The 19,809-nt window shown below is 69.1% G+C and carries 20 protein-coding genes; 7 read left to right on the top strand and 13 right to left on the bottom strand.

The genetic code is table 11. From position 1 onward, the window contains the following. The first annotated feature begins 134 nt into the window (after positions 1-134). A complete protein-coding gene (locus tag LHU95_RS18115; RefSeq protein WP_248708350.1) occupies positions 135-1,238 on the top strand; it encodes a 2-aminoethylphosphonate--pyruvate transaminase in 1,104 nt (367 codons plus the stop codon). A 61-nt stretch (positions 1,239-1,299) separates the two neighbouring features. Here the strand turns inward: LHU95_RS18115 and LHU95_RS18110 are convergent, their stop codons facing one another. Then, positions 1,300-2,973 (bottom strand): formate--tetrahydrofolate ligase, encoded by a 1,674-nt coding sequence (locus LHU95_RS18110; protein ID WP_248708349.1) that lies wholly within the window; start codon positions 2,971-2,973, stop codon positions 1,300-1,302. 102 nt (positions 2,974-3,075) lie between these two features. On the opposite strand from LHU95_RS18110, the gene LHU95_RS18105 reads away from it, so the two are divergent. After that, positions 3,076-4,059 (top strand): tripartite tricarboxylate transporter substrate-binding protein, encoded by a 984-nt coding sequence (locus tag LHU95_RS18105; RefSeq protein ID WP_248708348.1) that lies wholly within the window; start codon positions 3,076-3,078, stop codon positions 4,057-4,059. Positions 4,060-4,193: 134 nt separating this feature from the next. Beyond that, on the top strand, positions 4,194-4,811 hold the full coding sequence (locus LHU95_RS18100) for an OmpW family outer membrane protein (protein ID WP_248708347.1): 618 nt from the start codon (positions 4,194-4,196) through the stop codon (positions 4,809-4,811). Here the strand turns inward: LHU95_RS18100 and LHU95_RS18095 are convergent. Both LHU95_RS18095 and LHU95_RS18090 read right to left on the bottom strand, forming a co-directional pair. Then, positions 4,799-5,326 (bottom strand): NAD(P)-dependent oxidoreductase, encoded by a 528-nt coding sequence (locus LHU95_RS18095; RefSeq protein ID WP_248708346.1) that lies wholly within the window; start codon positions 5,324-5,326, stop codon positions 4,799-4,801. The two genes, LHU95_RS18100 and LHU95_RS18095, sit on opposite strands and share 13 nt — an antisense overlap. Continuing rightward, entirely contained in the window at positions 5,323-6,999 is a 1,677-nt protein-coding gene (locus tag LHU95_RS18090; protein WP_248708345.1) for an NADPH-dependent assimilatory sulfite reductase hemoprotein subunit, read from the bottom strand. Before LHU95_RS18090 ends, LHU95_RS18095 begins: the two co-directional genes overlap by 4 nt. 88 nt (positions 7,000-7,087) lie before the next feature. Here LHU95_RS18090 and cobA point away from each other — a divergent pair, with 88 nt between their 5' ends. The 3 genes from cobA to LHU95_RS18075 are packed head-to-tail and all read left to right on the top strand — an operon-like array spanning position 7,088 to position 8,719. After that, positions 7,088-7,909 (top strand): uroporphyrinogen-III C-methyltransferase, encoded by an 822-nt coding sequence (gene cobA / locus LHU95_RS18085; RefSeq protein WP_248708344.1) that lies wholly within the window; start codon positions 7,088-7,090, stop codon positions 7,907-7,909. Further along, entirely contained in the window at positions 7,896-8,072 is a 177-nt protein-coding gene (locus LHU95_RS18080) for a hypothetical protein (RefSeq protein ID WP_248708343.1), read from the top strand. Before cobA ends, LHU95_RS18080 begins: the two co-directional genes overlap by 14 nt. Continuing rightward, positions 8,069-8,719: a peroxiredoxin gene (locus tag LHU95_RS18075; protein WP_248708342.1), complete on the top strand. Its 651-nt coding sequence runs from the start codon at positions 8,069-8,071 to the stop codon at positions 8,717-8,719. The genes LHU95_RS18080 and LHU95_RS18075 overlap by 4 nt, the downstream gene beginning before the upstream one ends. On the opposite strand, the gene LHU95_RS18070 is transcribed toward LHU95_RS18075, so the two are convergent. From LHU95_RS18070 to LHU95_RS18055, 4 genes are read right to left on the bottom strand one after another with little or no spacing between them, the layout of a single operon-like run. Further along, positions 8,709-9,233, bottom strand: coding sequence for a GNAT family N-acetyltransferase (locus tag LHU95_RS18070; protein ID WP_248708341.1), 525 nt, complete (start codon positions 9,231-9,233; stop codon positions 8,709-8,711). The genes LHU95_RS18075 and LHU95_RS18070 overlap by 11 nt on opposite strands. A gap of 3 nt (positions 9,234-9,236) precedes the next feature. After that, positions 9,237-9,599 (bottom strand): DUF1778 domain-containing protein, encoded by a 363-nt coding sequence (locus LHU95_RS18065; protein WP_248708340.1) that lies wholly within the window; start codon positions 9,597-9,599, stop codon positions 9,237-9,239. 31 nt (positions 9,600-9,630) lie between these two features. After that, complete coding sequence (locus tag LHU95_RS18060; protein WP_248708339.1) at positions 9,631-10,713, bottom strand: LLM class flavin-dependent oxidoreductase; 1,083 nt, start codon at positions 10,711-10,713, stop codon at positions 9,631-9,633. A gap of 20 nt (positions 10,714-10,733) precedes the next feature. After that, a complete protein-coding gene (locus LHU95_RS18055; RefSeq protein WP_248708338.1) occupies positions 10,734-12,086 on the bottom strand; it encodes an amidase in 1,353 nt (450 codons plus the stop codon). A gap of 63 nt (positions 12,087-12,149) precedes the next feature. Here LHU95_RS18055 and LHU95_RS18050 point away from each other — a divergent pair, with 63 nt between their 5' ends. After that, on the top strand, positions 12,150-12,974 hold the full coding sequence (locus tag LHU95_RS18050; protein WP_248708337.1) for an NAD(P)-dependent oxidoreductase: 825 nt from the start codon (positions 12,150-12,152) through the stop codon (positions 12,972-12,974). Here the strand turns inward: LHU95_RS18050 and LHU95_RS18045 are convergent. From LHU95_RS18045 to dctP, 6 genes are all read right to left on the bottom strand, one after another. Beyond that, positions 12,961-13,695: a hypothetical protein gene (locus tag LHU95_RS18045; RefSeq protein ID WP_248708336.1), complete on the bottom strand. Its 735-nt coding sequence runs from the start codon at positions 13,693-13,695 to the stop codon at positions 12,961-12,963. The genes LHU95_RS18050 and LHU95_RS18045 overlap by 14 nt on opposite strands. 25 nt (positions 13,696-13,720) lie before the next feature. Continuing rightward, complete coding sequence (locus LHU95_RS18040) at positions 13,721-14,554, bottom strand: DUF1849 family protein (RefSeq protein WP_248708335.1); 834 nt, start codon at positions 14,552-14,554, stop codon at positions 13,721-13,723. 50 nt (positions 14,555-14,604) lie between these two features. After that, complete coding sequence (locus tag LHU95_RS18035; RefSeq protein ID WP_248708334.1) at positions 14,605-16,734, bottom strand: acetate--CoA ligase family protein; 2,130 nt, start codon at positions 16,732-16,734, stop codon at positions 14,605-14,607. Positions 16,735-16,810: 76 nt separating this feature from the next. Then, a complete protein-coding gene (locus LHU95_RS18030; protein ID WP_248708333.1) occupies positions 16,811-18,097 on the bottom strand; it encodes a TRAP transporter large permease in 1,287 nt (428 codons plus the stop codon). Positions 18,098-18,151: 54 nt separating this feature from the next. Next, complete coding sequence (locus LHU95_RS18025; RefSeq protein WP_248708332.1) at positions 18,152-18,661, bottom strand: TRAP transporter small permease; 510 nt, start codon at positions 18,659-18,661, stop codon at positions 18,152-18,154. Between the two features lie 10 nt (positions 18,662-18,671). After that, positions 18,672-19,712 carry a TRAP transporter substrate-binding protein DctP gene (gene dctP / locus LHU95_RS18020; protein ID WP_248708331.1) on the bottom strand — a complete coding sequence of 347 codons (1,041 nt, stop codon included), beginning with the start codon at positions 19,710-19,712 and terminating at the stop codon, positions 18,672-18,674. Positions 19,713-19,809 lie beyond the last annotated feature (97 nt).

The following is a 19,809-nucleotide window of genomic DNA, read 5'->3' as shown; positions in this document are numbered from 1 at the left end:
CCGCCACCAAAAAACTCCTGGCCGGTGAGGCGGGTTCACGCCAGTGGCGACCCCAGCCCCGGGGGTCAGGCCCGGCGGGGTTCCCGCGCCGCCCGATTCGCGGCATGACCCAGGGCCCACGAAGGATCACCGCCATGCTGCTTCTCACCCCCGGCCCCGTGCAGACCCACGCTTCCGTGCGCGCCGCCATGGCCGAGGACATCGCCCCCTGGGATGCGGGCTTCCGCCCCTTCTACGCCCGGCTGCGCGAGCGCATCCGCATCATCGCGGGCGGTGTGGAGGGCGAGCATGTGACGCTGCCGCTGCAAGGGGCGGGGCACATGATCCTGGAAGCCGCGATCCGCACCTATGTCGCACCCGGTGCCGCCATCCTGATCCCGATGAATGGCGAATACGCCGTGCGCATGGCCCGCCTGGCGCGGGAAGCGGGGCGCAGCGTCGTCGAACTGCACGCCCCCGACACGCGCGGCATCACGCCGGAGGAGGTGGCGGCCGCACTCGCCGCGCATCCGGAATGCGGCCATCTGGGCATGGTGCAGAGCGAGACGGGCAGCGGCATCGTGAATGACCCGGCGGCGATCGGCGCCGTGGTGCGCGCGGTCGGGCGGCGGATGATCCTGGATGCCGTTTCGGCCTTCGGCGCGCTGCCGCTCGATCTCTCGGCGCAGCCGGAGCTGGATGCAGTGGTCTTCACCTCCAACAAATGCCTGGAGGGGCTGCCCGGCTTCGCCTTCGCGGTCGCGCGGGTGGACCGGACGGAAGCCTGTGCGGGCAATGCCGCTTCCTGGAGCCTCGATCTCTCGGATGTGCTGGCCAATGCACGCGAGAACGGCATGGGCAGCCTGCGCTTCACCGGCCCGGTGCAGACGCTGCGTGCGCTGGATGTGGCGCTGGACCGCTTCGATGCGGAGGGTGGGCGTGCCGTGCGCCTCGCGCGCTATCGCGCCAATGCGCTGGCGCTGCATCGCGGCCTGGTGGCGCTGGGGCTGAAGCCCTATCTGGCCGAGGCGGATCAGGGCCCCATCGTGGTGACGGTGCATCAGCCCGCGGGCCTGGTGCTGGGGGATTTCGTGGCGGCGCTGAAGCGCCATGGTGTGACCATCAGCAGCTATTTCACCACGGAGGCGCCCAGCTTCCGCATCGGCGCCATCGGCGACATCGCCCTGCCCGAAGTGGCCGTCGTGCTGCGCGCAGTGGAAGCCGCCCTGGCGGAGCTTGGGCTGCGCCAGGCAGCCTGAACGGAGGTGCAGGAACCTAAGGTTCCTGCCGGGGTTTCGGGGCAGAGCCCCGATCTTGCCCTCAGAACAGCCCCTCAATCCGCCCCAGCTCATCCAGCCGGATCGTCTCCGCCGCCGGCACCCGCGGCAGCCCTGGCATGGTCATCACCTCGCCGCAGATGGCGACGACGAAGCCTGCCCCTGCCAGCAGCCGCACATCGCGCACCGGCAGCACATGGCCTTCCGGCGCGCCGAGGGCGGTTGGATCGGCTGAGAAGCTGTATTGCGTCTTGGCGATGCAGACGGGGGCGGCGCCGAAGCCCATCGCCTCGAAGCGCTTGAGCTTGGCCAGCACCGCATCGGGGATGGCCACATCCTTCGCGCGGTAGATTTCGCGCGCAATGGTGCCGATTTTTTCCGCCAGCGGCATGGCATCGGGGTAGATCGGCTTGAAGGCGGCCTCGCCCGCATCCAGCCGGCGCATCACGGCATGGGCGAGCTCCACCGTGCCGGACGCGCCGTCGGACCAATGGGTGCAAAGAATGGCCTCGGTGCCGAGTGCGGCCATCGCATCCTGCACGGCCTTGATTTCGGCCTCGGTATCGGCGGTGAAGCGGTTCAGCGCGACCACCGGCGGCAGGCCGAATTTCTTGATGTTCTCGACATGGCGGGCGAGGTTGGCGATGCCGCGCCGCACCGCCCCCACATCCTCCCGCCCCAGATCGGCCTTGGCGACGCCGCCATGCATCTTCAGCGCGCGAATGGTGGCGACGATGACGCAGGCATCGGGCGAAAGCCCCGAGAGGCGGCACTTGATGTCGAGGAATTTCTCGGCACCCAGATCAGCGCCGAAGCCCGCCTCGGTCACGACCACATCGGAAAGATGCAGCCCCAGCGTCGTCGCCATCACGGAGTTGCAGCCATGCGCGATATTGGCGAAGGGCCCGCCATGCACCAGCGCGGGCGAGCCCGCCAGCGTCTGCACCAGATTGGGGGCGAGGGCATCGCGCAGCAGCACCGCCATGGCGCCATCCGCCTTCAGATCGGCCGCCGTCACGGGCTTTCCGTCGCGCGTGGAGGCCACGATGATGCGGCCGAGGCGGGTTTGCAGATCGGCCAGGTCATAGGCGAGGCAGAAGGCCGCCATCACCTCGCTCGCCACGACGATGTCAAAGCCATCCTCGCGCGGGAAGCCGTTCGCCGTGCCGCCGAGCGAGCCCACGATGCCGCGCAGGGCACGGTCATTCATGTCCAGCGCGCGGCGCCAGGTGATGCGGCGCGCATCAATGCCCAGCGCATTGCCCCAGTAGATGTGGTTGTCCAGCATCGCGGCGAGCAGGTTGTTGGCCGCCGTGATCGCGTGGAAATCGCCGGTGAAATGGAGGTTGATATCCTCCATCGGCACCACCTGCGCATGGCCGCCGCCGGCCGCCCCGCCCTTCACGCCGAAGCAGGGGCCGAGCGAGGGTTCGCGCAGGCAGATCATGGCGCGCTTGCCGATATGGTTCAGCGCATCGCCCAGGCCCACGGTCGTTGTCGTCTTGCCCTCACCCGCCGGGGTCGGGTTGATGCCGGTGACGAGAACGAGCTTGCCAAGCGGGCGGTCATGCCGGGAGCGGGCCACGAAATCCAGGCCGATCTTCGCCTTGTACTTGCCATAGGGCTCCAGCGCATCGGCCGGAATGCCGGCCTTGGCGGCGATTTCGGCGATGGGCCGCAGGGTGGCGGCGCGGGCGATCTCAAGGTCAATGGACATGTGTTTCGGCTCCCTGAACGGCACCGCTATGGCGGCAAGATGGCGTTTGGACAAGCGGGCCCATGCCGGGCAGGATGCCGGCAAAACCGGAGGAACACCCCAATGATCCATCGCCGCAGCCTGCTGGCCGCACCCGCCCTTTTGCCGGCCGCCCTGCTGCCTGGGCCCGCCCGCGCGCAGGGCGACTGGCCCACACGGCCCATCACGATGATGATCCCCTTCGTGGCGGGCGGGCCTTCCGACATCACCGGCCGCGTCATCGCCGCCCGGATGGGCGGGCTGATCGGCGGCACGGTGGTGGTCGAGAATCGGCCCGGCGCCAATGGCGCCGTGGCGGCCCAGGCCATGGCCCGCGCAGCGCCCGATGGGCATACGCTGATGACGGGCTCGATAGGCGTCTATGCCATCAACAAGGCGCTGCGGCCGAACCTGCCCTATGATCCGGTGCGGGATTTCGCGCCGATCACCCTCGCCGTCACCACGCCCAATGTGCTGGTGATCAACCCGGCCCAGGTGCCCGCCACGGATTACGCCGGCACGCTGGCCTGGCTGCGCGCCAATGCGGCGCGCGCCTCCTACTCCACCTCCGGCGTCGGCTCCTCCGAGCATATGACGATGGAGCTGTTCAAGCTGCGCACCCAGACCGAGGCGACGCATATCCCCTATCAGGGCGGTGCGGCGGCCGCGACGGCGCTGATCGCGGGCGATGTGCAGCTCACCTTCCAGAATCTCGGCACCGTCGCGCCGCATATCGCGGGCGGGCGGCTGCGCGCGGTGATGGTGACCAGCGCCACCCGCAACCCGACCATCCCCGATGTGCCGACGGCGGCCGAGCTGGGCCTGGAGGATTTCGTCGTCACCTCCTGGCAGGCGGTGATGGCGCCGGTGGGCGTGCCCGCACCCATCCTCGCGCGGATGGAGGCGGCCTGCATCGAGAGCCTGCGCCACCCCGAAGCGACGCAGCGGCTGAACCAGATCGGCTTCGAGGTGGTGGCCTCCAGCGCCGGCGAATTCCGCCGCTTCCAGGAGGCGGAACTGACCCGCTGGCGCGCCGTGGTGGAGCGTGCGCAGATCCGCGCGGAGTGAACGGAAAGCTTCCCAAAGCCCTTTGATGCAGCGCAACGCAACGCGTTGCAAAGACGCCTAATTCCCGTTCCGGCAGCAGGGGCTGCAACGGGGACAGGACGATGCGATTTTGGGGAAGATACGCAGCCGCGGCGATGCTGCTGGCCAGTGCTGGCGGGGCCATGGCGCAGGAGGGCACGCCGCGCGGCAAGCTGGCCGGGGATGTCGTGCTCGGCTTCGGCGTGGTGGGCGTGCTGCCCACCAATGGCGGCTCGGTCGGGCTGATCGGCGGCTCGCCCCATGCCAGCAATGCGGCAAGCCCGCTGCTGGACGGCACCTATTTCTTCACGCCGAACATCGCGCTCAACCTCATCGCGGCGACGACGCGCCACCAGGTGGAGGTGCGCAACTCCGCGCTGGGCACGGTCAATCTCGGCTCGGTCTGGGCGCTGCCGCCGACACTCACCCTGCAATATCACCTGATGCCGCAATCGCGCATCAGCCCCTATGTCGGCATCGGGCTGAACACGACCTTCTACTATGGCTACAGCGGCAGCCAGACGCCGCCGGTGACGCGCATGCGGCTGGATACCAGCTTCGGCGTGGCACCCAATATCGGGGTGGATTACGAGATCGCGCCCAATTGGCTGATCAACCTCGATGCGAAATGGATCATGATGCAGCCCGATGTCAGCGTGAACAGCGGGCTGATCCGGGCGCAGGCCAATATCAACCCCTTCGTGATCAGCGCGGCACTGCGCTACCGCTTCTGAGCGGCGCAGGGGCAGTCCAGCCAGGCTGAATCCCGGATGCGTGCGGTGAGCGCACGCATCACCTCGGGCGGGGTGGCGCCCGCCGCGCGCAGGGCCTGACGCTCCTCGGCCAAGCTGCGCAGATGATCTGCCCATTCCGGGCCGAAGCGCTGATCCAGCCAGGCGCGCAGGGCGGCCGCCATGGCGGGCGCGCCACCCGCCGTGGAGACGGTGAACAACAGATCGCCACGGCGGATCATCGCCGGGACATGCACGTCGCAGAGATGGGGCACATCCTCGATATTCACGGGGATGCGCCGGGCGCGGGCGGCGGCGGCCAGCGCCTCCCCCTCGGCCTCATCCAGCCCGGCGCCGAAGACCAGCCGCGCCGAATCCAGCGCCGCATCATCGGGCAGCGCCGCATGCAGCGTGAGGGCGAGGCCCGAGGCTTCCAGCAACGCCCGGCGCTTCGCGAAGGCCGGCCCATGCCCGACCAGCAGCACCCGCGTGGCCCCGGTGAAGACCAGCGGCATCATGCGGCGATCGCCACCCCCGCGGCGGCGCGGCAGGCCGCATCCCCCCGGCGGGCGCAGTAATCGCCGAAACCCTCGCCCGCCGCGCGATGCCGGGCCCAATCCTCCAGCAGGGGGGCGAGGGTGGCGCCGATGCTCTCCATCGGCACCTTGTCGGCCAGCGGGAAGCTCAGCCGCGTGCCCGCGAAATCGCCGCCGACGAACAGCGTGTAGAGCCCGGGCGCCCGGCCCACCACGCCGATATCCCCCTGGTAGGGCCTTGCGCAGCCATTGGGGCAGCCGGTGAGGCGCAGCGAAATCCGCTCACCCAGCAGGCCCAGCCGGGCGAGTTCGCCCTCCATCTGCGCCAGGATGGGCTGGCGCACCCGCTCGCCCTCCGCGAGGGACTGGCCGCAGCTGGGCAGCGCGACGCAGGCCATCATGTTGCGCGCGATGGGGGAGAAGGCCTCGGGCAGCGCCACGCCATGGGCGCGCAGCGTGGCCTCCAGCGCCGCGCGATCCTCCTTGGCGACATCCGCGAGCAGCAGGTCCTGCCCCGGGGTCGCGATGGGGTTCACGCCGAAGCGGCCCACCACCTCGCGCAGCGCTGCGCGCAGCGGGCCGGCGACCCGCCCGGCCGGGATATGCAGGCCAAGCCACCAGCGGCCATCCCCCCCATGGGCCCCCTGCGGGTGCCAGCCCAGGTGATCGGGCACGGCGAAGCGCGGCAAGGGCGGCGCGGGGCGCAGCGCGCGGCCCAGATCCTCCGAGAGCCGGGCGCGCGCCCAGGCCACGCCGCGCTCGGCCAAGACGTATTTGAGGCGGGCATGCTTGCGGTCACTCCGGTCGCCATGGTCACGGGCGAGGCGGACCACCGCCTCGGCCACTTCCAGCACCTCACCCGGGCCGATCAGCGCCACGGCATCGGCCAGGCGGGGGAAGGTGGCGGGCTTGTTGTGCGTCATCCCCATGCCGCCGCCGATGGTCACGATCCAACCCTCGGGGTGCATGACGAAGCCCAGGTCATTGGCCAGCACATCGGGCGTGTTGTCGTCGGGGTGGATGAGGGCGATCTTGAACTTTCGCGGCAGATAGGTGGGGCCATAGAGGGGTTCCGCCTCGGCGGCGGCGGCGGCGTCCTCGCCCAGGAAGATCTCGTGATGGGCGCGGCTTTTGGGCAGCAGCGCGCTGGAGAGGCGGCGCGCCTCCGCCTCCAGCCGCGCATGGACGGGATCGCGGCGTGGCGCGGGGGAGGTGATGACATTGCGCACCACATCGCCGCAGGCGGCGAGAGTGGTGAGCAAGGTTGCGTTGATGGCGGCGACCGAGGCGCGCAGGTTCTCCCGCAAAATTCCGTGGAATTGCACGCCCTGGCGGGAGGTGATTCGCAGCGTTCCATCGGCGAAATCCCCGGCCAGCGCGTCCAGGGCCAGCCATTGGGCGCCCGTCAGCCGCCCCGCGGGCGCGCGGACGCGCACCATGAAGGACCAGGCCTTGTCCTCCCCCGCCTGTTTGCGGGCGGTGGCGGTGTCGCGGTCGAATTGCTCATAGGTTCCATGGAATTTCAGCAGGGTATAGGCAGCCTCCGAGAGGCCCCCCCGGGCGGCTTCGGCGCTGATCTCGGCCGCGAGCGGACCGCGCAGGCCGAGGCTGGCCGCCTTGATGGTTTCCGCCCCGCTGAGCTTGGTTTCCAGCATTTTGCAAAATCCTGTCGTGAAACTACTGGACGGGTTTTCCGCATTTATCTACGATCACGTCAAGCAGATATTGTGGAATATACGTCTAATGATCGTGCAATATGCCTCAGCCCCCGCTTCAGCCTTGGCCGGCCCGCAATTTCCCCCTGGTGAAGTCTGGCTCTGCGGCGCCGGCCCGGGTGATCCGGATCTGCTGACGCTGCGCGCCGTCCAGGCGCTGGGCCAGGCCGACCTCATCCTGCATGACGCCCTGCCGGGCCGGGCTGCCCTGCGCCATGCCCGCCGGGGCGCCGAAATCGTGGCGGTGGGCAAGCGCAAGGGCGCCGCCCCGGTGCCCCAGGCCAAGATCAACGCCCGCCTCGTGGCCGCCGCCCGGGCGGGGCTGCGGGTCCTTCGACTGAAAGGGGGCGACCCCTTCACCTTTGGCCGGGGGGGCGAGGAAGCCCAGGCCTGTGACGCGGCGGGGATCACCTGGCGTGTCATTCCCGGCATCTCGGCCGGCATGGCGGCACCGGCGGCCGCCGGAATCCCGATCACGCATCGTGGAATGGCCTCCGCCGTCACCTTCGTCACCGCGCATGACGAGAGCGGCGCCCTGCCGGAGCTGAACTGGGCGGCGCTGGCGCAGACCGGCGGCACCATTGCCGCCTTCATGGCGCTCTCCCGCCTCGATGAGCTGGCGCTGCGCCTGCTGGCCGGCGGGCTTCCGGCGCAAACCCCGGTCGCGCTGATTTCCCAGGCGAGCCTGCCGGGCCAGGCCATCCTGCGCAGCACGCTCGGCCAATGCACGCTGGAGGCCCGCCGCGCGGGGCTGCCCACCCCCGCCATGATCATCATCGGCGCCGTCGCGGCGCTGGGCGTTCCCGCCGTGACAATGACCCTGGGAGGATTGCGCCATGCGAATGGCTGAATGGAGCGAAGCGGCGGATATCGAATTCTTAACCCCCGGGCCGCCGCCGCCGGTTCAGGATTACCCCGATGAACCCTGGCTGCCGGCCCGGGACGTGACCATCATGACCATCGCGGCCTATGCGCTCATCGCGCTCGCCACCCTCACGGAGATTTTCCCATGACACTGCAATATGGCGCCCAGCTCAGCCTCGGCCAGGTGGCCCCTGATTTTGAAGCCGAAACCACGGATGGGCCGATCCGCTTCAGCGATTGGGCGAAGGATTCATGGGTGGTCTTCTTCTCCCACCCGAAGGATTTCACCCCCGTCTGCACCACCGAACTGGGCGAGGCCGCGCGCCTCAAGCCCGAATTCGACAAGCGCGGCGTAAAGGTCATCGGCCTCAGCGTGGACCCGCTGGACCGGCATGACGCCTGGGCCGAGGATATCCGCCAGACCCAGGGGACGGCGCTGAACTTCCCGATGATCGCCGACCCCTCCAAGCATGTCTCCCAGCTCTACGGCATGATCCATCCGGAGGCCGATCCCTCCATCACCGTGCGTACCGTCTATGTGCTGGATCCCAACCGGAAGGTGCGCCTCACGCTCACCTATCCGCCCAGCACCGGCCGCAATTTCCACGAGGTGCTGCGCGTGATCGACAGCCTGCAACTCACCGACAAGCACAAGGTGGCCACACCCGTGAACTGGCAGCCGGGCGAGCGCGCCATCATCGTGCCCTCGCTCTCGGATGAGGAGGCGGCGAAGCGCTTCCCGCAGGGCTGGAAGGCGGACCGGCCCTATCTGCGCTGGGTCGAACTCAGCGAGTAGGCGCCGCCAGCATCCTCTCCACGCTTCGCATCGGCAGGACGAGGCGCAGGGACTCGGGCAATCGAGCGAAGCCGTGGGCGGCATGGAAGCCGGCCGCGCGGTCATGCAGCGCATCCACCACGATCATGCAGGAGCCGACCGTCGCGGCACTTGCCAGCGCCCGTCGGAGCGCATCGGCCAGCAGGATCGCGCCCAGGCGCTGCCCCTGGCGGTCCTGGGCCACGGCGAGCCGGCCGATCAGCGTGGCGCTGACCAGCGGGGTGCGGGGGATGTGCTTGCGGGCGGCCTCGGGAACATGGCCAGGCGCAAGGGCTGTGGCACAAAGCGTATAGTAGCCGAGGACGCGGGCTGGCTCCGCCCGGGCTGCCAGCACAAAGACTCCATTGGCCCGGCGGCGCAGATCCTGCCCGGCTTGGGTGAGGAAGTACCGATCCAGACTCTCGACCCCGCAGGAAAAGCCGCCGCGGTCATGGCTGTCATCCAGCGTAAGGACGACCAGGTCGGGTTGCGCCAAGGCTTACGCGCCGACGCGGCGGCCATGCTCCCCGAAGGCGCGCGCAAGCCTTTCGCTTGGTTCGGGCGGGTTGATCATGGCCTCGAAAAAAGCGGCCCGGTCATGCTCGGAGAGGTGGAGTGTCTCATGCTCGGCGACGGTCCGACGCGCGGCTTCGGCGATGGCGGCGAGGCAGTAGTCACTCACCTTGCGCCTTTCGATTTGTGCGGCGCGTTCGATCAGCCCCTTGGTCTGCTCATCCAGGCGGAAACCGAGGCGGTCATCGCGCGTGATGCGTGGCTTGGGGGCGCTGGCCTTGCCAGTGGTGGGCTTGCCAGTGGTGGGCTTGCCGGTGGTGGGCTTGCCGGTGGTGGCATGCTTGGTCATCGCTTATATGTGTGTCCAATTAACGCACATATCAAGCATTCTTCACGGCCGCCAACCGCCCCGGATTCCGCGCCATCAGGATGGGCCGCACCAGGCGGCCGAAGCGCTCGGCCTCCTCATCATGCAGATAGCCCGAGAGGCAGAAGCTGTGGCAGCCGATCTCGATGAAGCGCTGGATCACATCGGCACATTGCGTGGGGTTGCCCACAATGGCGATCCCCGCCCCCTGCCGGACGCGCGCGAGGCCCGCCCAGAGATTGGGGGCGATCAGCCCGCCCGTCTCGGCCAGGAGCGCCTGCACGCGCTGATTGGCCACGGAATTGGCCACATTGGCGCGCACGGCTGCACTCCGTTCCTCGCCCACATCGCGGATGAGTTCCTGCGCGGCATCCCAGGCTTCCTCCTCCGTCTCGCGGCAGATGATCTGCAGCCGCATGCCGAAGCCCAACGCGTCGCCGCGCCCCTGTGCGGCCGCCATGGCGCGGATTTCGGCCATTTGCTCGGCGACGCCCTCCGGCCGGTCGCCCCAGAACAGATGCACATCGGCATGCGCCGCTGAAATCTCCCAGGCCTGGCGGGAGCCGCCGCCCAGATAGAAACGCGGATGCGGGCGTTGCAGGGGCGGGGGGATCACGCGCGCGCCGCGCAGCGTGTGGAAGCGCCCTTCCCAATCCAGCGGCGCCTCGGCCGTCCAGAGCGCCTTCATGATGGCGACTTCCTCGGCCATCAGCGCATAGCGATCCTCCTTGCCGTAGCGGATGCCATCGGCGGCATTTTCCGCCTCCGACTGCCCGGCGATGAGGTTCACCGCGATGCGCCCGCCGGTCAGCTGGTCGAAGGTGGTGACCATCTTCGCCAGCATCACGGGGTTGATGTAGCCCGGCCGCGCCGCCACCAGCATGCGGATGGAGCTGGAACGCCCGGCCATGAAGGCGGTGGTGACCCAGGCTTCCCAGCAGGGGATCGCCACGGGCACCAGCAGGTATTCGAAGCCCGCGGCCTCGGCCGCCGAAACCACGCGGTCGAACATCGCGGTGCCGGCGGGCACCACATCGGGCCCTTCGGCATAGCGCGTCGTGTCGCCATTGGTCGGCAGGTACCAACCAAACTCCAAGGGGCCGAATTCCAGCGCCCTCATGATTCGAGCAAGGCCTCGACGGCCGCGCTGATGGCAAAGAGCCGCGCATCGCCCATCGCCTCGCCCATCAGCATGAGGCCGACCGGCGCCTCGCCCGCCACGTGGCAGGGGATGCTGATGGCGCAGCGATCCAGGACATTGGCGATGGTGGTGTTGCGCAGCAGCAGCAGGTTGATGCGGTTGTACTCGCTCTCCTCCTCCACCTCCGCGATGGCGGGTGGCAGCAGCGGCACCGTTGGGCAGATCACGGCGTCATAGGGCGCCGTGCGCGGGGCGAGGGCCGCGATCAGCTCGGCCCGGGCGCGCATCACATCGAGGTATTCGGCCGCACTCATCGCCTCGCCACGGGCGATGCGCTTGAGGATGCGCGGATCATAGCGCGGGCCGTCACTGGCGATGAGCGAGCGATGCCAGGCATAGGCCTCCGAGGCGGTCAGGCCGCCGCGCGCATTCATGGTGGGAATGCGCTCGATCTCGGGCAGGGTCAGGTCTTCCAGCTTCACGCCGGCTGCTTCCAGCCGCGCCAGGGTGCGCGCGTAATCCCGCGCCACCTGGCCCTCCATGCCGTCCTCCACCACGTTGTTCAGCACGCCGAAGCGCAGGCCGGAGAGGTTCACCGCCGGCAGGCTGGCCGGCGTCTCGGCGCCCGCGATGATCGCATCCAGCGTGTGGCAGCAGGCGACCGAACGCGCGAGTGGCCCCACGGAATCGAGCGAGGGCGAAAGCGGCAGCACGCCTGTGATGGGCACGCGCCGCGCCGTCGGCTTGAAGCCCACCACGCCGTTCAGCGCGGCCGGAATGCGGCAGGAGCCGCCGGTATCCGTGCCCAGCCCGCCAAACCCCATGCCATCCGCGGCAGCGACCCCCGCCCCCGAGGAGGAGCCCCCCGGCAGCCGTCCCGTCGCGCGGTCCCAGGGGCTGCTGGGCGTGCCGTAATGCGGGTTCACGCCGAGGCCGGAGAAGGCGAATTCCGTCATGTTGGTGCGGCCCAGCACCACGAAGCCTTGCCGGTTCAGCCGTTCCACCACCGGGGCGGGCGCCGTGGCGGGCTTGGCGCCATCCCGCGCGACGGAGCCCGCGCGCGTCACCTGCCCTGCCTCGTCGAACAGGTCCTTCACGGTGATGGGAATGCCGGCGAAGCGGCTGGGCGCGCGGCCGGCCTGGCGCAGCTGGTCCATCGCCCGGGCTTGTTCCCGCGCGGCCTTGGCGTGCAGCGTGGTGAAGACGCGCGGCCCTTCGCCCTCCGCCGCCCGGGCCAGGGCTTCCTCCACCAGGGCGATCGCGGTGGTGCGGCCCGTCTCCAGGGCGATGGCGGCATGGGCGATGGTGGGATGGGCGTGGCGGGGCATCTGGCCGTCCTGCTGAATTTGCGACAGGCTGACTATGGAAGGACAACGCCCCCGATGAAACCCATGGTTCAGAAACCCGTGCTCCTCACCGGAGCCTCCGGCGCGCTTGGCCGCATGCTCGCCCGCGAACTCACCGCCGCCGGGATGACGCTGCGCCTGACCGACATCACGCCCTTCCCGGACCCCGTGCCTGAGGGCGCCAGCTTCACCCGCGCCGATCTCAATGACGGCGTGGCCGTCGCGCGCCTGGCCGAGGGCTGTGGCGCCATCCTGCATTTCGGCGGCATCAGCGTGGAGCAGCTCTTCGAGGAGATCCTCGGCCCCAATCTGCGCGGCCTCTATCACATCTATGAGGCGGCGCGGCGCGAGGGCGCGCGGGTGGTCTTCGCCAGCTCCAACCACAGCATCGGATTCCATGAGCAGAGGCAGAGCCTCGACCTCGACTGCCAGTTCCGCCCGGATGGCTTCTACGGCCTCTCCAAGGCCTATGGCGAGCTGATGGGCCGGCTCTACTGGGACAAGCACGGCGTCGAGAATGTGAATCTGCGCATCGGCACCTGCCTGCCCGAACCGCGCGATGCGCGCGCACTCTCCACCTGGCTCTCCTATCCGGATCTCACGCGGCTGGTGCTGGCCTGCGTGACGGCGGAACGCGCCGGGCATGCGGTGATCTGGGGCGCTTCGGCCAACCCCGCGAGCTGGTGGGCGCGTGACCACCGCGCGCGCATCGGCTGGGCGCCGCAGGACAGTGCCGAGGCGTTCCGCGCGCAGCTGGAAGCCGTGCTGAACCCGAGCGAGGTGGGCCGCCGGCACCAGGGCGGGGCGTTCTGCGTGCAGGATTATACCCGCGCCACGCCGCCACCACGGGATGCCTTCAGCCTGGATTGAGGCGGGCTTTCAGCCGCGCATGGCTCTCGGCCGCCAGCGCGCGCAGGCGCTCATCCAGTTCGGCACCTTCGGCCAGCAGGGCGGCGCTGGGCTGTTCCGCCGCATCGGCCCGCCCGCCATCGCGCGCGATGCGCTCCGCCCGGGCATTCACGGTGGGCCAGCCTTCCACCATGCGCCGGAAATTCGGCCGCTCCGGCGCATCGAGCCAGGCGGCGAAGCCCGCCGCATCGAAGGGGCTGTGCCGTTCGATATCCACGAAAAACACCTCCTCCCGGGCCGCGAAGGCGATGAGGCCGGCGACGTGGCTTCGGTAGATCGCCAGCAGCCGCTCGGCCGAGAACCCCCAGGAGAGATTGGCGTGGGAATCGGCGATCTGCCGGTAGGGCCGGATGGAGGCGATGAAGCGGCATGCGGGATGCCGCAGCCTGAGCCGCCCCGGCAGGTCATCGCCAAAGGGATGCTCGATCTTCACGCTGCGGACGCCGAGCTCATCGAAGTAGCGCTCCGGCGTGCCGGCGGCGGCCGCCTGGCGGAAGCGATGCTCGCGCTCCGCGTCCGAGAGCAGGCCGGGCAGGGCCTTCTCGCGCCGGCCCGGCGTCAGCGAGGAATGCGGGTTGATGGCGGGGCCAAGCAGCGCCGCCGTCAGCTGCACCAGGAATTGCGAGCCCGAGCGGGGCAGCACGAGCCAGGCCACCCGAAGCCCGGAATCCGGCGGGGACATCCCCGGGGCCGCGCCGCCGGTTGGCTCAGCAGGGCGAGGGGATGGGCTGCAATTCGCCGAGCCGCCCATCCACGACGAATTCGCCGAAATCCATCTTCATCTCGTCGGCCACGCCATTTTCGAAATAGCGCATGCTGACCTCGTATTCGGGGGTCGAGGCGCCGCCCCCCTGGCCGCTCGCGTTGCGGTCGAAGAAGGCGATGCGCATGCGGGCACTGCTGAGCGTGGCCAGGAGCGGGAAATTCGGGTTGGGCTGCGGGGCGATCCAGCCGCCGGAGATGATCGTCGTCGTGTCCTGCGCGCCATCGGCCGAGGTGCCGTCGAACAGCGGGGCCACGAAGATGCGCTGGCCGGCGCGCGCGGCGGCCAGGCTGCGCAGCGTGTGGATCATCGGCAGGATGGTGCCCTCGGGCAGGTCTTCCTCTGTCGCCGCCGGTTCCTGGTAGCGGATGCGCCCGCCGGTGGCCGTGATGCTGGCATCGCCCGCCACGCGGGAGGTCACGGCGCCGCCGGTGGTCTGCGTCAGCGAAAACCGCAGCGAGGAGCCATCCTTGGCCTCCAGCGTCGCGTAGTCCGAGGTGGTTTCGACCACGTTGCCATCCCGGTCACTGACCAGCAGGGTGAAGCGCTGGCGTGAGGCCCAGGCGTCACAGGCGTCAATCACCTCGAACAGCATGATCCCCTCGGCCTGCTCGATGGAGGCGCTGTCGCGCACGCTGTCCAGCTTCAGGCGATAGGCCGCCCGATGGGCGAGCATGTGCTCGGAGCCCGGCTCGACCGCGCTGGCCGGCCGGTAGGGGAGCGCGCTGGCCAGGAGGGCAGCGAGGGAGAGCCAGGCAAGGCTGCGGCGGAGGTTCATGCAGTGCAGCATAGACCAGAAGCCGCCGCACTGGAATCGGCCAGATTGTATCAGGCCGAGAGGATCATCAGCCCATCCACCGCAACGCAGCCATCCGGCCGGCAGACCAGCGGGTTGATCTCCGCCTCCTCCAGCCGGTCGCCCATCGCGGCGGCGAAGGCTGAGAATTGGGCGATGGTGGCGGCGATCTCGGCCACCGGCATGGGGGCACTGCCCCGGAAGCCGTCCAGCAGCGGGAAGGCCTTGAGGCTGCGCAGCATGGCCATGGCGCCTTCGGCCGAGACGGGGGCCACATCCAGCGCCACATCCTTCCAGAGCTCCGCCTGCACGCCGCCCAAGCCGACCAGCACCATGGTGCCGAATTGCGGATCGCGCCGCGCGCCCAGGATGAGCTCCACGCCGCGCGCCTCCATGCGCTGCACCAGCACGCCATCCACCCGAGCCTTGGGCGCATGCTTGGCGGCCCCCGCCATGATGCGGGCGAAGGCGGCGGTGACGGCGGCGGCATCGGCGAGGTTCAGCTCCACCCCGCCCACTTCCGTCTTATGCGCCACATCGGGGCTGTCCAGCTTCAGCACCACGGGGAAGCCCATGGCCTGCGCGGCCACGACGGCACCCGCCGCGTCCTTTGCGCGGTGTTCGGCCACCACGGGCAGTCCGGCCTTGGCGAAGGCGGCCTTGGCGGCGGCTTCCATCAGCGTGGCCGCGCCGCCCGGAATGGCGGCGGCGGCGGCGCTGGCCTGCGCATCCACCGCACCGGCGGCGGGCTTGGGATCATGCCGCTGGAACCACAGGCGCAGCGCATTCATCATCCGCCGCGTCGAGCGGAACAGCACCAGGTTGGGGCTGACATCGGCCGCCTCCGCCCCCGGGCCCTCCAGGCTTTCCGGCACCCACATGATGCAGATGGGCTTGCCGGCGGCGGCGGCCATCGGCTCCAGCGTGCGCATCCGGGCCGGCGTCGCGGTGGGGGCGGGGTTGTGATACACCACCGGGAAGACGACGGTCGCGTATTGCTCATCCGCCAGCATGGCCACCATGCATTCCTCGAAGGATTTCGGGTTGGTGGCCACCTGCGCCGTGAGGTCGCAAGGGTTGCGCGGGCTGCCGAAATCCGGAATGGCCGAGCGCAGCACGCGCTCCGTCTCGGGGGCCGGCTGCGGCAAGGCGAGGCCCTGGAATTCCGCGTGATCGGCCGCCATGATCCCCGCCCCGCCCGAAGGTGTCACGATGCCCACGCCGCGGCCCTTCGGCGGCCCGGCCTTGGCGAAGAAGCCCGAGGTTTCGAGCAGCGCGTCGAAATCCTCCACCTCCAGCATGCCCGCCCGCTTGAAGCCGGCCGACCAGGCGGCACTGGAACCCGCGAGTGAGCCGGTATGCGAGGCTGCGGCCTTGGCGCCGATCTCACCACGACCCAGCTTCAGCACGACGATGGTCTTGCCCATGCCCTCCGCGATGCGGCCCAGCTCAAACAGCCGCCGCGCATCGCGCAGCCCCTCCACCACCAGGGCGATGCTGCGGCATTCGGGAATGGTGAGCTGGAAGGCGGCGAGGTCGCACACATCCAGGTCCGTCGCATTGCCCGCCGTCGCCATATGGCACATGGCGAAGCCGCGCTCGGCCGCCTGCATCAGCGCATAGCCGAGTGCGCCGGATTGGCTGACCACGCCGACACCGCCGGCCGGGGCCGTCAGCTTCACGTAATCCGGCATGAAGGTGGCACCCGCGCGCTGCCGATGATCGGCGAAGCCCAGGCAATTGGCGCCCAGCAGCGGGAAGCCCAGACGGCGCGCGGTTTCGCGCAGCACCTCCTCCTCCACCGCGCGCTCGGGCAAATCCGTCTCGCCATAGCCGGAGGCGTAGATCACCGCACCGCCGCCGCCCTTCTTGGCCAGCGCCTGCACGGCATCCATCACCCCCGGGCGGGGCAGGGCGATGACGGTGGAATCAGGTGCGCCCGGCAGATCCGCGACCGAGCCGTAGCAGGGGCGGCCGTGCAATTCCTGGCCCGCATATTTCGGGTTCACGCACCAGACGGGGCCATCGAAATCGCGCATGTTCTGCACGGTGCGGGCGCCGAACCCCGTCGGCTCGGCCGAGACGCCCACCACGGCGAAGCTGCGCGGCGCCAGAAGGCGCGTGAGGCTGTTTGGATCGCGCAGGGATTCCATGCTGGACATCAATTTTCGCTCCCTTTGATTCTGTTGCGGCCATTCGGGAACAGGCGGGGCGTTTCGGCAAGCCCCCCGCCCTTGATCACATCATGCCCATCACGCGCGGCAGCCAGAGCGCGATGCCCGGAAAGCCCACCACCAAGGCGAGGGCCACGAACATGGCCAGGATCATCCAGACCACCCAGGGGATGGTGCTTTCCATGGTGACGCCGGCGATGCGGCAACTCACCATCAAATTCACCGCCATGGGCGGCGTGAACTGGCCGATCGCGATCTTCATGGTGAGGATCACGCCGAACCAGGTCAGGTCCCACTCAAAGGCGCGGGCGATGGGGATCAGCACCGGCAGCAGGATCAGGAAGGTGGAGACGCCATCCAGGAACATGCCGATGAAGATCAGCGCCACCATGAGCAGCGCGATGGTCCCGTATTCCCCCAGTTGCAGCCCCACGATCCAGCCCGCGATGGGCTGCACGATGCCGAGCGTGGAGGTGGACCAGGCAAAGACGCTGGCGAGGGCGATGATGATGAGGATGACGGCGGAGATCTCCCCCGCCTCCACGAGCATCTCGTAGAGGTCCTTCATCGTCATGCTGCGATAGATGAAGAAGCCGACGAACAGGCCATAGAACACCGCCATCACGGCCGCTTCCGTCGGCGTGAAGGCGCCGATGCGCATGCCACCCAGGATGACGACCGGCGCCATCAGCCCCCAGATCGCCTCCTTGAAGCTTTGCCAGATGGAATTCTCGTCGCGATCCGGATTCTTGCCGCCGAAATCCTTGATCCAGGAGATGATGAGGATGGGCACGATGATGGCAAAGCCCGCCAAAATCCCTGGGAACATCCCCGCCATGAAGATCGCCGGCACCGAGACGCCGGGCACCATCACCGCATAGACGATGAAGGCGATGGAGGGCGGGATGAGAATATCCGTCGCTGCCGCGGCTCCCACGGTGGCGGCGATGAAGGGGCGCGGATAGCCATCCTTCACCATGCCGCGCGTCACCACCTGGCCGACCGCGGCAGAGGTGGCGGGGCCCGAGCCTGAAATGCCGCCGATGATCATGGCGACAAGCACAGCGACCGAGGCCAGCGCCCCGCGCCCAGCACCCACCAGAGCGGTCGCGAATTTCACGAGGCGCAGTGCGACGCCCGTGCGGTCAAACACGCAGCCCACCAGCACGAACATGGGGATCGCGATCAGCGGGTATTTCGCGATGCCGGCATAGACGTTGGTCGGCATCGCCATGAGCGTCTGATCCGCCAGCGCGATGGCCAAGGCACCCGCCAGGCCAAGGGCGACGGCAATCGGAACGCCGCCCAGCAGCAGGATCATGAACATGAGAAAGAGGATGGTGCCGATCATTGATCCGCTCCGCGGGATGGGGCGATCATTGGTCCGCTCCGCGGACGGGGCCGATCATCCCTCTTCTCCGCGCCCGAGGCGGATGATCCGCCCCGCCGCACGCCCGATCACCAGCACCGCCAGCACCGGCAGCCACACGGTGTAGAGCCATTGCGGATGGCCGAGGCCGGGCGAGAGCACCTCATAATCATACTCGTCCCAGACCATGCGCGTGCCGTACCAGAGGATCAGCCCGAAGCAGAGGATGAGCAGGCCCAGCGCCATGATTTCCGCCACGCGGCGGCGCTCAGGGTTCAGCTTGTCGGCGAAGAATCCGATGCGGATATGCCGCCCGCCCGCCGTGGCGAGTGCGGTGCCCACCATGGCCACCACCACCATCAGCGCCACCGAATATTCCTCGGTGAAAGCCAGCGAGATGTTGGAGAGATAGCGCGTCACCACATTCGCCGCCGTGATGAGGGCCATGGCCCCCATGGCGGCGGCGAGCAGCACGCGCTCCAGCGTGAGCGGAACGCGTGTCTTCGGGTCGGGCGGGGCCGCCGTCGGGTCGAAATCGGCGGCCATCAGACGCGCGTCACGAGACGGCGCGGATGGCGGTCTCGGCCTTGCGGACCAGATCGGCACCGATGGTGGTGGCCCAGCGGTCATAGACCGGGCGCAGCGTGGTGGCGAAGGCCTGCTTTTGCGCGGGCGTCAGCTGCGTCACCTCCACATTGCGGCGGGCCAGTTCCAGCAGTGCCGCGTTATCCGTGCCCGGAATGCCGAGCCCCTGGCGGGCGAGGGCGATGTTGTTGCGCGCCGCCTCCCGCGCGCATTCGCGCACCAGTTCCTGGTCGGCGGGGGTGAAGCTGGCCATCACCGACTTGGACAGGCCGAAGATCAGCGCGTCATTCACGTAGTTCCAGATGGTCATGTGGCGCTGCGCCAGCGTGTCCATGCGGAAGGCGAGGAACAGGTTGACCGGGTTTTCCTGCCCATCCACCGCACCCGTGCTGAGGGCGGGCTGCAGATCGGCGAAGGACATCTGCAAGGGGTTGGCGCCGAGGCCGTTATAGATGTCGTTGAAGATGGCGCCGGCGGCGAAGCGGATCTTCAACCCGCGCAGATCGGCCGGTGTCGTGATGGCGCGCTTGGAGTTGCTGATCTCGCGGAAGCCGTTTTCGCCGAAGGCCACGGCCGCCACCTCGCGCCGGTCCATGATGCCGACCAGGTCGCGCCCCACTTCGCCATTGATCAGCGCGTCGAAGGCGCGGTGGTCGGGCATCAGGAAGGGCAGCTGGAAGATGCCGGCCTCACGCACCTGGGGGGCGATGTTGATCGTGCTGAAGACCGCGAAATCAATGATGCCCTGGCGCATCGCCAGAAGCTCGCGCGTCTGGTCCCCGCCGACGAGCTGGCTGCCCGGATAGACCTTCACATTGATGCGGCCATTGGAGCGTTGCGTCACGAGCTCGGCCCATTGGAAGGCGCCCTCGGCGAAGGGAATGGGCCGGTTGCCGACGACGGAGAGCTTGTACTCGGCGCGGTAGGCCGGCTGCGCGCCACCGATGCGAGGGGCGGCGAGGATGGCGGCGCCGCCCGCCAGGAGGGCGCGGCGATGGGTCTTCAGCGTCATTGGGGTCATCTCCTCCAGGCGGCTTTTGCGTGCCGCGTTCCGGGGTGCACAATGCCGCCGAGCGAGGCGGGCGCGCAAGACGCCCCATGAAGGAGGA

Origin of the sequence: Sediminicoccus sp. KRV36 (assembly GCF_023243115.1) — a bacterium.
Lineage (GTDB): Bacteria > Pseudomonadota > Alphaproteobacteria > Acetobacterales > Acetobacteraceae > Roseococcus.
The sequence above is the reverse complement of the archived record's forward strand: the minus strand, read 5'-3'. Positions and strand labels throughout refer to the sequence as shown.